This is a genomic window from Hypericibacter terrae (assembly GCF_008728855.1).
GTDB classification, from domain to species: Bacteria; Pseudomonadota; Alphaproteobacteria; order Dongiales; family Dongiaceae; genus Hypericibacter; species Hypericibacter terrae.
Map to the genome: position 1 here is coordinate 3,496,505 of NZ_CP042906.1, position 12,898 is coordinate 3,509,402.

The window sequence follows — 12,898 nt, forward strand, 5'->3', positions numbered from 1 at the left end:
CGACTCATTCCCCGGACAGCCCTGCCGTTCCGGGGGAGGGGATTCAGATGCCTCGCCTTACCCAGCGCGCAGCGAGGCGCGGATCAGCGGCGCGAAATGGGCGAAGTCCGGCGTCTTCATGCCGAGCACCTTGGCCTCCTCATCCCAGTGGCGGAGCTTCACCGCCTGCTCGGCATAGGGCTCGGCCGCGAAGGCAGCGGCCTCCTCCGGCTTGTGCGGACCGCCCTGAAGCCGGAGCGACAGCACCGAAGCTTCCGACAGCCGGTCGAAATAGCCGGGCTCGGCGACGCAGAGATAGCGCTTCGCCTCGACATGGAGCCGCACCGGCTCGGTCACGTCCGGGCCGAAATGACGCGAGAGCCAGGCCGAGCCCAGCGATTCATGCTCGGTGTCGATCCCCTGCTCCGCGATGTCCTGCGGCAGCTCATGGATCAGATGGCCGATGTCATGCAGCAGCGAGGCCACGATCAGCGCGCGGGGCGCCCCCGCCTGCTCGGCGAGCCAGCCGGCCTGCAGCGCGTGATCGGTCTGGTTGACGCCCTCGCCATAGGTCTCGCCGCCGCGGCGCTCGAAAGCGGACTTGATTTCGAGCAGGAGCTCGTCCGCGGTCATGCCCGCAGCTCGATAGCGGACCCACGCTCCAGCACGCGCCAGCGGCTCAGGATGCCGTCCTGGTCGATATAGCAGCCCTGGAGATGGCGGCGCCCGAGACTGGGATCGAACCCGTCGCGCCCATGGAGCACGCGGTCGTTCTGGAACATCAGCAGTTGCCCCGGCGCCAGCCGGAAACGCAGCTCGCCCTCGGGCCGGCGCAGCAAGCGCGCGAAGCGCCGATAGGCCGCGTACCAGCCTTCGATCTCCTCGAGCGGAAGATCGATCGGCGCCGCCGAACGGTTGTTGAAATGGACCGAGCGCACGACGCCCTCGTGATCGGTATGGATCACGCGCTGGTCGGCCTCGAGATCGGCGTTCTTGTCCGAGAAATGGAAATGCTGCGGCAGCTTGGAGAGACGCTCGAAGGCCGCCGGGTCCTCGCGCCGCAGATCCTCCGCCGCCTTGAAGCCATCGACCAGGATGCTCTCGCCGCCGGGCGCGTCGGCTTCGAGGCAATGCAGCAGCTGGATGCCGGGCGACGGGTCGCGATAGGGATTGTCGGTATGCACCCCCAGCCCGACCGAGGTGTAGGCGAGATTATTGGGGTTCGGGATCGATTTCACGTCGAAATAGGCGCCGTAATTGGTGACGCGGACATGGCCGAAGCGGTTGCCGGCATCGACCACCATGCCGCTGCGCACCGGCACATTGTCGACGAGGCCGAAGCCATAGGCGTGATAGCGCGCCAGGAATTCCCGCTCCGCCTCGGGCGAGCGGTCGAGCTCGTTCCAATCGGCGCGCGGCAGATCGTTGGCGATCTCATTGCCCCAGATCCGATGCTGCGGTCGGCGCCGGGCGCGGGCCTGGGGGCTCAGCTCATGGGCCTTCAGCCAATCGGCCGCATAGCGGCTGTCATGGCCGTCCGACCAGCCGATCTCGAGCGCGTCGCCCTTCGCCGCAACCGCCTTCGGCGCGATGTCCTCGGGAATGTCGAGCGTGTCCAGCAGCCGCTGTCCATTGCCGGGATGCCGGCATTGGGCGCAGCGGCAATTGTCGCGCAGCCACAGGAACGGGAACTCGGCGCCACCGCCCTCGCGCCAGCGGACGGCCACGCGCCGCCCGCTCACTTCCGCATTCTGGACCGATGCCATGCTTTCCATTCTCCTCACAAACCGTCTCGCGGCTTCCCTCCCCCTACCCCCTCCCGTGAAGGGAGGGGGCGTGGTCTATCTTTTCTAGCCCCCTCCCCTTGCGGGAAGGGGTAGGGGGAGGGGTGAGCCGCTCGATCTTCAAACCTTCATCCGGCCACTGGTGGGGTCATACATCGGCTTGAGACTCGCGCGCGCGGGCTCGCGCTTCAACCCGACCTCGATCTCCCATTTGCCCGACGCGACCCAATCGGCATCGACGCCGGCTTCGTTCTTCACATAGCCCATCGCGATCGCGCGGCCGAGATGATGGCCGTAGTTGGCCGAGCTGGTATGGCCGACGCGCTCGCCGTTCCGGTAGATCGGCTCGTTGTGATAGAGCAGCGGTTCCGGGTTCTCGAGCGCGAATTGCAGGATGCGCTTGGGCAGTTTCTGCCCTTTCTGTTTCAAGAGCGCGTCGCGGCCGATGAAATTCACGTTTTTGTCCCAAGCCACGGCGAAACCGAGCCCTGCCTCGAGCGGCGTGTCCTCGTCGGTGATGTCGTGGCCCCAATGGCGGTAGGCCTTCTCGATGCGGCAGACATCCATCGCATGCATGCCGCAGAGCTTGAGCCCGTGCGGGGTGCCGGCGGCGAAGACGGTGTCGAACACGCCGACCGCGAACTCGGTCGGGACATAGAGCTCCCAGCCCAGCTCGCCCATATAGCTGATGCGCGTCGCCCGCACCGTGGCATGGCCGATATTGATCTCCTTGCTGGCGCCGAAGGGGAAGCCCGCATTGGAGAGATCGGCCTCGGTCAGCGGCTGCAGCAGGGCCCGCGCATTGGGGCCCATGACGCCGATCACGGCATAGGCGTTGGTGATGTCGTCGACCGTGACCTTGGCGCCCGGCTCGATATGGCGGATGAGCCAGTTCTTGTCGCGCACGGCGGTCGCGGCCGCCGTCACGATCCAATATTCATCCTCGGCGATGCGCGTCACGGTGAGATCGGCCTCGATCCCGCCGCGCTCATTGAGCCATTGGGTATAGATCGCACGGCCGGGGGCGCCGCCCACGTCGGAGGCGGAGATGCGCTGCAGCTGCGCTTCGGCATCGGGGCCGCGCACCAGGAACTTGGCAAAGGTGGACTGGTCGTAGAGCCCGACCTTCTCGCGCGTCGCCTTCACCTCGTCGCCGCAATAAGGGAACCAGTTCTGGCGCTTGAAGCTGTATTCGTATTTCGGCTCGACGCCCCTGGGTGCGAACCAGTTCGGGCGCTCCCAGCCGGCGACATCGCCGAAGCAGGCGCCGTTTTCCTGAAGCCGCATATAGAGCGGCGTGCGGCGGATGCCGCGCGCGGTCGTGAACTGGCGGTAGGGCCAATGCATCGCATAGAGCAGCCCCAGCGCCTCGGAGACGCGGTCATAGAGATAGGTCTTGCGATTCTGGTGCGGCATCATGCGCCGGATATCGACATCCCAGAGATCGAAGGGCGGATGGCCGTCGACGATCCAGGAGGCGAGCGCCATGCCGGCGCCACCGCCCGACTGGATGCCGATGGAGTTGAAACCGGCTGCGACGAAGAAATTCTTGAGCTCCGGCGCCTCGCCCAGGAGATAGCGCTGGTCCGGCGAGAAACTTTCCGGCCCGTTGAAGAACTTGCGGATACCGGTCTCGCCCAGCTTCGGAATGCGGTGAATGGCGCCCTCGAGCACCGGCTGGAAATGATCGAAATCCTCGGGCAACTCGTCGAAGCAGAAATCGGCGCGGATGCCGTTCATGCCCCAGGGCTTGGCATTGGGCTCGAAGGCGCCGATCAGCAGCTTTCCGGCGTCTTCCTTGTAGTAGGCGCAGGCATCCATGTCGCGCATGACCGGCAGGTTGCTCGGCACATCCATGGGCTCGGTCACGACGTAGAAATGCTCGGCCGCGTGGAGCGGGACGTTCACACCGGCCATGAGGCCGACCTCGCGCGCCCACATGCCGCTGCAATTGACGACGATGTCGGACTTGATCTCCTGGCCGTCATCGGTGCGCACACCGGTAACCCGGCCGTCCTGCTTCAGGATCGCCGCGACGCGGGTGTCCTCGAAGATCTTGGCACCGCCCATGCGGGCCCCCTTGGCCAGTGCCATGGCGGTGTCGGCCGGGTTGCACTGCCCGTCATTGGGAAAGAAGATGGCACCCAGCAGATCCGAGGTGTTCATCAGCGGATATTTCTCGGCGACCTGCTTCGGCGTGATCGGCTCGGCATCGACGCCGAAGGCATGCGCCAGCGAGGCGCCGCGCCTGAGCTCGTCCCAGCGCTCCTCGTTGGTCGCGATCGAGATGGAGCCGTTCTGCTTCAGGCCCGTGGCCTGGCCGGTCTCGGCCTCGAGCTTGCGATAGAGCTCGATCGAATAGCGCGCGAGCTTGGTCAGGTTGCCGCTATAGAGCATGCCGCGCACCAGCCCCGCCGCATGCCAGGTGGTGCCGCTGGTGAGCTTCTTGCGCTCCAGCAGCACGACGTCCTTCCAGCCATGCTTGGTGAGGTGATAGGCGACGGAACAGCCGATGATGCCGCCGCCGACAATGACGGCCCGGGCGTGGGAGGGCAGAGCCATACTCAAAGGTCCCCTTCTGGAAGGAATGCGGGGCGTAATCTAGCGGGGTCGTGGCTCCAGGTGAACCGCCAGCCGGTCGCAGCCGAGGCGGCAGAAAACTGCGGGTTTCCAGCCCGTCCGGCGCTCCCTTTCCTTCCCTGACTCTCCTTCCCTTCCTGCACCTCCCCCCTTGAGGGGGAGGCTGGGGTGGGGGGTGATCGTAGGGCGCAACCTTGAGAGTGAAATTCCATCCAACTCGCCGCCATTGGGCAGCCATCGCGTCCGTGGCTACCCCCCACCCTAACCTCCCCCTCAAGGGGGGAGGGGATAAGGAAGTAGAGGGGATCAGAGTGAGCAATATCGATGCGCCGCTCACACCCACGGCAGCGAATAGGTCTTCACGTTGGTGAAGCTCTTCATCGCCTCGAGCACGCCTTCCTTGTAGCCGAGGCCGGAATCCTTGATGCCGCCGAAGGGGGACATCTCGATCCGGTAGCCGGGGACCTCCCACACATTGACGGTTCCGACCTCGAGCTCGCTGACGAAGCGGGTGATGTAGTCGAGCCGGTTGGTGCAGACGCCCGAGGAAAGGCCATAGGCGGTCGAGTTCGAGACCCGGATCGCATGGTCGATATCCTTGACCCGGATCACCGGCGACACCGGCCCGAAGGTCTCCTGCTTCACCAGCGGGCAGTCGAACGGCACATGGTCCAGCACGGTCGGCGAATAGAGCGCCCCTTTCCGGACATTGCCGTAGAGCAGCTTGGCGCCCTTGGTCACCGCGTCGTTGGTCATGTCCTCGCAATAGCGGGCGGCCGCCTCGTCGATGACGGTGCCCATCTCGGTCTTGGGATCGGCGGGGTCGCCATATTTCCAGGCCTTGCTCTTGGCCAGCAGCTTCTCGACGAACTCGTCGGCGACCGCCTCATGGACGATCATGCGCTTGACCGCCGTGCAGCGCTGGCCGGAGTTCTTGTAGGAACCGCCGGCGGCCAGGGTCGCGGCGCGCTCGATGTCAGCGTCTTCCATGACGATGATGGGGTCGTTGCCGCCCAGCTCCAGCACCGCGCGCCGATAGCCCATCTTGTTGGCGATGTACTTGCCGACAGCGACGCCGCCGGTGAAGGTGATGAGCTCGACATTCGGGTTGGTCAGCATCTCGTCGGCGATCTCGCGCGGGTCGCCTGTCACGACCTGGAACATCTCGGGCGGCAGGCCCGCCTCGTAGAGCACATCGGCCAGCAGCAGCGCCGTCAGCGGCGTCTTCTCCGAGGGCTTCAGCACCATCTTGTTGTTGGTCGCGATCGAGGGCGCCACCTTGTGCGCCACCTGATTGAGCGGATGGTTGAAGGGCGTGATCGCGGTGATGCAGCGCAGGGGATCGCGCTGGGTATAGATGCGCCGCTTCTGGCCGTGGGGCGTCAGATCGCAGGAAAAGGTCTGGCTGTCGTCCTGGAGGCAGAGGGTCGAGGAGAGCACGAACACGTCATAGGCCCGGCCGACCTCGTAGAGCGTGTCCTTGAGCGACAGGCCGGATTCCGCCGTGATGACCTCGGCGATCTCCTGGCGGCGGGCATCGAGCAGCTCGCCCGTGCGGCGCAGGATCTTGGAGCGGTCATAGCGGCTGAGCTTGGGCTTGTAGGCGGCCGCGATCTCATAGGCCTCGCGGATCTGTTCCAGGCCCGCCTTCGGCACGGTGCCGATCACCTGGTTATTGTAAGGGTTGAACACCTCGATGACGCGGTCGCTGCCGACCAGCTTGCCGCCGATCCGCATCTTTTCCTGACGCAGCGGCCGAAGGGGTGCGTTCATGGCTGTTCTCCCACCGGTTCCGGTCAGCCGACCGCGCGGCGCGCGGCGCCGGTCACGGCCGGCTCGGCATAATTGAGCGCCAGGTCGAAGGCGCTGAAATTGCGCAGCTTCGCGTCCGCCGCCAGGGCCGGGGTCTTGCGGTTGCAATAGAGCGGCACGCGCTGCTCCGAGACGCCGCCATGCGAGCGCAAGGGCGCGTCGAGACCCGAGAGATCATGCCGGTCGGCGCTGGTGCCGATGACGAAGGCCTTCTTCGACACCACGACGATGTCGCCGATCCGGTCCGGCGGCAGCTCGAAGCGAAAGGCGGCCTCGGCCCGCGTCAGAGCGAGCTCGACCTCGGGCAGCTTCGCGAGGCGGACCGTGATGGCCGTCACATCCTCGTCTTCCGGCAGATAGGCCGTGGCGAAGGAACCGAGCGCGCCGTGATGGGCGACATAGGGATCGGTGATCGGCAGGATCACGCGGGCCGCATCCTTGCCGAGCCAGCCATCGAGCAGCGTCTGCAGGAACAGGATCTGCGGCTTGCCGTCGGGACCATGCTTGGCGTTCATGCCATGGTCGGCGGTCAGCACCACCGTGGCGCCGGCCGCATCGAGCTGCGCCCAGTAGCGATCCATCATCTTGTAGAAGTCGTTCGCCACGGCCGTGCCCGGCGCATGCTTGTGCTGGATATAGTCGGTGGTGGAGAGATACATGATATCCGGACGGTCGCGCTGCATCAGCTTGACGCCGGCCGCGAACACGAATTCCGACAGGCCCGCGCTGTAGACCGACGGCAGCGGCAGGCCGACAAACGCCAGTGCATTGTCGATGCCATGCTCGGCCATCGTGGTCTCGTTGGCCTTCTCGGCCGAGAAGCAGATGCCGGTCATGTCCTTGCCGAGCAACTTGCGCAGCTTGTCCTTGGCGGTCACGACCACGAGCCTAGCACCCGCGTCGGCAAAGGTCGCCAGGATCGTCTCGGCCCGCAGATATTTCGGGTCGTTCATCATGATCTCGGTGCCGGCCTCGCGGTCGTAGAAGTAGTTGCCGCAGATGCCATGGACCGCCGGCGGCGCGCCGGTGACGATCGAGAGATTGTTGGGATTGGTGAAGCTCGGCACCACGCAATCGGCAAGGCGCTTGGTGCCGTGCGGCAAGGCGCGGGAAAGCCAGGGCATCATGCCTGCCTTCATCGCCTCTTCCATATAGGCCGGCTCGGAGCCGTCGATGCAGACCACCACGACCGGCGCCTTCGGCCAGGCATAGCGGCGACCATTGACGGTCAGGCTGCGTTCGCTCATCGAAATTGCCTCGTTTCCCGTTGTCGCGTTCAAGCGCTCGCGGCCAGCTTGGCCGGCGCGCCGCTCTTGACGCCCAATTCGTTCATGACGGCGCGGACCGCCTCGAGGGCACCGCGCATCTGCGCCTCGCCCAGCCGGCCGATGCAGCCGATGCGGAAGCTGTCGGCGACCGTGAGCTTGCCCGGATAGATGACATAGCCGCGCTCGCGTAAGCGGTCGTAGAAGCTCTCGAACACGAAGCGCGGGTCGGCCGGCATGTGGAAGGTGACGATGATCGGCGCCTGCAGCCGGTCGGGCAGCAGCGTCTCGAAGCCCATGGCGCGCATGCCATCGACCAGGATCCGGCAGTTGTTGCGATAGCGCGCGCCCCGCCCCTCGACCCCGCCCTCGGCCGCATGCTCGTCCAGCGCCTGGGCGAAGGCCACGATGCAATGGATCGGCGGGGTGAAGCGGTATTGCTGGGTCTTCTCGATCACTTCCCACTGGTCGTGCAGGTCGAGCGTCAGCGCATGGGCGTTGCCCTTGGTGGCCTTGAGAGCCTCGATGCGGGCGATGACGAAGCCCAGCCCCGGCACGCCCTCGATGCATTTGTTGGACGAGGCAGCGACCGCGTCGAAGGCCACCTCGGTGGAGAGCAGCGGGATCGCGCCGAAGGCGCTCATGGCGTCGATCAGCAACCGGCGGCCGGCCTTGGCGACGACGGCACCGATCTCGGCGATCGGGTTGAGGACGCCTGAAGTGGTCTCGCAATGGACCGCGCAGACATGGGTGATGGCCGGATCGGAAGCGAGCGCCTTGGCGACGGCGGCAGGATCGATCGGCTTGTCCTCGGCCGCCTCGACCGTGGAGTAGGGACGGCCGGCATAGGCGCAGATGCGCGTCATGCGCTTGCCATAGGCGCCGTTGATCAGGATCAGCGCCTTGCCGTCGCGCGGCAGGAAAGTGCCCAGCATCGCCTCGACCGCGAAGGTGCCGCTGCCCTGCATCGGCACGGTGGTGAAGCGGTCGCCGCCCTGGATCATCTCGACCAGGCGGCGGCGCATGCCGGCGTTGATCTCGATGAATTCCTGGTCGCGGGAGCCCCAGTCATGGAGCATCGCCTGCTTGACCGTCAGCGAGGTGGTAAGCGGGCCGGGCGTCAGGAGCCAGGGATCTTGGCGGGGCATATAGATTCCTCTGATGTGATCGCTACGCTCTGATTCCAAGCTTCGGGCGAGATCTCCGATCAACAACTCGTTCGATCTTGGAGAACCCCTCCCTCGCGGGAGCCGGATAGCGATGGGCGAAACTCTCGCCGGCCTCGATGGCGCTATTAGGTCCCTCTTCTATTTATTTGTCCAATCACTGGTTTCTATATAAACTATAGATTATACCTATGTATTAGGCGTTATCTCTTTGAGACCGCTCGATGAATCATGCCCAGCTCAGGGCCTTCCATGCCGTCGCCAGCGAAGGCAGCTTCACCCGGGCGGCGGAGGTCCTGCATGTCACCCAGCCGACCCTCTCGGGACAGGTGAAGGAGCTGGAGGCGCGCTATGGCGTGAAGCTGTTCGACCGGCGCGGGCGAAGGGTCTATCCGACCGAGCTGGGCCGGTCCCTGCTCGATCTCACCCGGCGGCTCTTCAGCCTCGAGGCCGAGGCGGAGCAGATCCTGGGGGCGGCCAAGGGGCTCAAGCGCGGCCATCTGCGCCTCGCGGCCGACGCCCCCTTCCATGTCATTGGCGCCCTCTCCGCCTTCGCCAAGCGCTATCCCGGCATCCGGCTCTCCCTCACCATCGGCAATTCGGAGCAGATCCTGGACGACCTGGTCGAGCATCGGGCCGATGTGGCGGTGCTGGCCAACATCTCCGAGGATCCGCGGGTCCATGCTGTTGCCTTCCGGCGGGACCGGCTGATCGCCTTCGTCGAGCAAAATCATCCCTGGGCAGGCCGCGAGAGCCTGACGCTCAAGGAGCTTGCCGGCCGCCGCCTCGTGCTGCGCGAGATCGGCTCCACCACCCGGCGCCTGTTCGAGAACGCGATGGCGGCGCGCGGGTTGGCGCTGGGCGAAGTGCTCGAGGTCAATTCCCGCGAGGCGGTGCGCGAGACGGTTGCCGCCGGCCTCGGCATCGGGGTGGTGTCGGAAAGCGAGTTCGGCAGCGACCGGCGGCTGGTGCCCTTGCAAATCGAGGCCGAGGAGCTGGCGATGACAGAATATGTCGCCTGCCTTTCGGAGCGGCGCGACCTCAGCCTGGTGCGGGCGTTCCTGGATATCCTCGAACGGCAGGTAGGGGTGGGCTGAAATCTGGTTTCACCGCCCGCCCCTCGTCCGTGTCGAGAAAAACCCGAGACAGAGAGCGCAGGGCCGAAAGAATAATGGCCAGGACCAGGAGAAAGAACGAAACTAGAATCATTCTGCTCGACTCCGAAGTCTAATTTCAGTTGTAGCGGCCGCAGAGTGGGGGCTGCGCCGGCCGGAGCTGGATTTGCGACAGCGAATCCTTAACCACGTCGCCGTAGATCTGCCCCCGATCGGAAGTCATTCCGATGCAGGATCAGTCCGACTTTCGCCAGGATGCCAGCATGCGCAGGTCAGAAAGAGCTCGATACAAACGCAGGATGATCGAATACATGCCTGCATCGATGGTGCTCGCGGCTGTCGTGGCCTTCGCGGTGACCATCGATCCCGTACCGGCGGCGGCAGAGGACCTCTTCAACAGCATCCTCCAAGATGCGACAGATGCGATCAGCGGCAACGATTCAGCGTCGGCCTCGCCCTCTGACGCGAGCAATACCGGCAATGGCAATACCGGCGCGGTCAACTCTGCCGTCGTCGAGGAAGCCGAGGGCATCCGCACGGCTGGGGTCGCCGCTTTCAGCTACCTGTCTCCGGGACAGCAGATCGATGTGGGACCCCAAGGCACCCTCAAGCTGACCTATTTCTCCAGCTGCACCACCGAGGTGATCCACGGCGGCACGATGATTGTGGGCACCATTGCCAGCACGATCACCGGCGGAACGGTCGAAAGAGCATCGACGCAGTGTAGTGCCCAGGAACTCGCCGTCGACACCTCGGCCACCGAGTTCGGGGCGAGCGTGAAGCGCGTGACGCCGTTCGACCCCGCCGTCTGGGCGGAGGCAACTGTATCGACACGGACGCCGCGCTTTTCTTGGGGAGGCGGCGACGCCACGCTCCGCATCATCGAGCTCGACGCCCCGCAACCGCGCGTCGCATGGCAGGGCCACGTCAAGGGCCCCGTCTCGGCTTACCCGAAAGATGCGCCTCCGCTCACCGTCGGCATGCCTTACAGAGCCGAGATCGACGCCTCGAACGGGTCGCCAAAGTCCGTCGTCTTCTCTGTCGATCCCGGCTATGTGGGAAGCAGCGGCAAGGTCGATACCGTCTCCCTGCCGCGGTAAAGGCTCGTGGCCCAAAAAACGCTTTCATCGCGCCAGTGGATGTCCTGGCGATTGGTTGTTGCGCTGGGGCTTCTGACGATGCTCTATGCCCCGCTGACGCATGAGGGTCAGCTGCAACGGTGGGACATCGACTTCACGCTGCCATTGGCAGAGTTCATCGCTCCGCAACGCCCCGCTCCTCCGCTCGCGGTCGTCGTCATCGATGAAAAGACCTATCGGCACGCGCCCTTTCTGCAGACCCCTCAGGTGGCCTGGACGCCCTTTATCGCCGAAGTCTTGCAGGCCATCGATGCGGCGGGCGCCAGAGTCGTAGGGATGGATCTCATCTACCCCACGACACTCGACCGGCCGGGTCTTGTTCCTGGATATGACAGGCCGTTTCTCAATGCCCTGCACCATCTCGGGCAATCGGGAAGATTGATTCTCGGCTATGGGCAAGCGGCGAATGGCCCGATTTCGCCCTTCCAGGGCCAGATCATAGCCGCCGGGGGCAACGCCAACCTTCGTTCGATCAATCTGCTTCCTGATCGCGATGGCGTGGTTCGTCGCTACCTGGCATCCGTTCCGACCGATACAGGGCAGGTCGTGACCTCTTTCGCGGCCGAGCTGGTGCGCCGCTTTGGAGCAGCCCCGCCCGATAAAGACTTTCTGGTCGACTTTTCCCGAAACCCCGCATCCCTGCCCATCTACAGCCTGACCGATTTGTTGGAGTGCAGCCGCGGCGGCAATGTCGATGCCTTCAAACAGAAGTTTGACGGTCGGATCGTGCTGGTCGGCAGCGCCCTCGACGTGGAGGATCGCCACCAGACAAGCCGCCGGTTCTCCTTCAAACGCGCGGCAGCTACGGTCGAAAGCGCCTGTCCCGAAAGCGGTCCGCAGGACTTCGCCAGCCTGATGAATGGGCGATCGATCCCAGGAGTCTTTGTCCATTCGGCAGCCGTCGAGACGATGCTTGCAGGAACGGCTCTGCGAATTATCCCCGCCTGGATCGACGCCCTTTTGATCGGCGGCGCGGTCGTGCTGGTGACGCTCCTTTTCCTGAGACAATCCCCTCTCCGGGGAGCGGCATTCGCGGCCGTTGCGCTTCCGGTCCTCTACGCGGTCGGCGCTCTGTCGATGTCGCGAGGCCTGCTATTGCCGTTTTCCGAGACCGGCCTGGCGATTGCTGCGGCCTATGTCGTGACCTACGCCTATCGCTTCGTGCGGGAGCAGGAGATTCGCGATCGGATCACCCTGCATTTCGGCCGCTACCTGTCGCCGGTCATCGTGGAACGGCTTGCAGACCGTCGCCGTGACGCCCGGTTGGATGGCGAAATCCGCGCCGTGACCATCGCGTTTTTCGACATCAAGGATTTCACGACACTGAGCGAGCAGCTCCAGCACGCGCCCAAGGAGCTCCTCGACATTGCGAATACCTATCTCGGATGCATTGCCGACACCATTCAGCAGCATCGCGGCTATGTGGACAAATATCTGGGCGACGGGCTCATGGCGATCTGGGGCGCTCCGGACAACGATCCGGATGCCGCGGTTCATGCCGTGGATGCCGCGCTTGCCTGTCAACGACGCGTCGAGGAATTGAACCATAGCCGAGCCCTGTCCGGCGCCAATGCCCCGTCGCTGCAGTTTCGCGTGGGCATCAACTCCGGTTCAGCCTTGGTCGGTAATGTCGGATCGCGCGATCGTGTGAATTATACGGCCCTCGGCGACATGGTGAATCTGGCCAGCCGCCTGGAGGGGGTGAACAAAATATTCGGCACGAGCATCATCATCGGCGAGGCCACGCGGCGGCAACTGCCGCGCGGCTACATCACGCGCCGCCTCGGGCGGATCATCGTGAAGGGCAAAGAGCATCGTGTCAGGGCCTATGAGGTTCGCGATCACGCGGCCAACGACGATCACCTGCAGCGCCTCCGATTCCGCAACGCGCTGGCAGCCTACTACCGAAGGCGCATTGCAGAAGCGTTGGCCGCATTCGAAGACCTAAGCCGCACCGACCCCGCAGCGAAAGCCTATCTGAAAAACCGCAGCAGTCTGACCCCGAAAAATCTGCCTCCCGAATGGGATGGCAGTCTCCATCAATAGAGGAGAAGCAAC

At 64.7% G+C, this 12,898-nt stretch carries 9 protein-coding genes; 3 read left to right on the forward strand and 6 right to left on the reverse strand.

The genetic code is table 11. The annotated features are described in order from the left end of the window. Positions 1-57: 57 nt before the first annotated feature. The 6 genes from FRZ44_RS15960 to FRZ44_RS15985 all read right to left on the reverse strand — a co-directional run bounded on the left by FRZ44_RS15960 (position 58) and on the right by FRZ44_RS15985 (position 8,568). Complete coding sequence (locus tag FRZ44_RS15960; RefSeq protein ID WP_151178119.1) at positions 58-612, reverse strand: phosphonate degradation HD-domain oxygenase; 555 nt, start codon at positions 610-612, stop codon at positions 58-60. After that, entirely contained in the window at positions 609-1,745 is a 1,137-nt protein-coding gene (gene tmpA, locus FRZ44_RS15965; protein ID WP_191908124.1) for a 2-trimethylaminoethylphosphonate dioxygenase, read from the reverse strand. Before tmpA ends, FRZ44_RS15960 begins: the two co-directional genes overlap by 4 nt. A gap of 138 nt (positions 1,746-1,883) precedes the next feature. Continuing rightward, positions 1,884-4,325, reverse strand: a complete 2,442-nt coding sequence (locus FRZ44_RS15970) for a GcvT family protein (protein WP_151178121.1) — start codon at positions 4,323-4,325, stop codon at positions 1,884-1,886. Between the two features lie 351 nt (positions 4,326-4,676). Next, positions 4,677-6,116 (reverse strand): phosphonoacetaldehyde dehydrogenase, encoded by a 1,440-nt coding sequence (phnY, locus tag FRZ44_RS15975; RefSeq protein ID WP_151178122.1) that lies wholly within the window; start codon positions 6,114-6,116, stop codon positions 4,677-4,679. A gap of 23 nt (positions 6,117-6,139) precedes the next feature. Beyond that, complete coding sequence (phnA, locus tag FRZ44_RS15980) at positions 6,140-7,402, reverse strand: phosphonoacetate hydrolase (RefSeq protein WP_191908125.1); 1,263 nt, start codon at positions 7,400-7,402, stop codon at positions 6,140-6,142. A gap of 29 nt (positions 7,403-7,431) precedes the next feature. After that, positions 7,432-8,568, reverse strand: a complete 1,137-nt coding sequence (locus FRZ44_RS15985) for a 2-aminoethylphosphonate--pyruvate transaminase (protein WP_151178123.1) — start codon at positions 8,566-8,568, stop codon at positions 7,432-7,434. A gap of 242 nt (positions 8,569-8,810) precedes the next feature. Between FRZ44_RS15985 and FRZ44_RS15990 the strand changes: the two genes are divergently transcribed. The 3 genes from FRZ44_RS15990 to FRZ44_RS16000 all read left to right on the forward strand — a co-directional run bounded on the left by FRZ44_RS15990 (position 8,811) and on the right by FRZ44_RS16000 (position 12,886). Next, complete coding sequence (locus FRZ44_RS15990) at positions 8,811-9,683, forward strand: LysR substrate-binding domain-containing protein (protein ID WP_151178124.1); 873 nt, start codon at positions 8,811-8,813, stop codon at positions 9,681-9,683. 245 nt (positions 9,684-9,928) lie between these two features. Continuing rightward, positions 9,929-10,801 carry a hypothetical protein gene (locus tag FRZ44_RS15995; protein ID WP_151178125.1) on the forward strand — a complete coding sequence of 291 codons (873 nt, stop codon included), beginning with the start codon at positions 9,929-9,931 and terminating at the stop codon, positions 10,799-10,801. A gap of 6 nt (positions 10,802-10,807) precedes the next feature. Then, on the forward strand, positions 10,808-12,886 hold the full coding sequence (locus tag FRZ44_RS16000; protein ID WP_151178126.1) for an adenylate/guanylate cyclase domain-containing protein: 2,079 nt from the start codon (positions 10,808-10,810) through the stop codon (positions 12,884-12,886). Positions 12,887-12,898 lie beyond the last annotated feature (12 nt).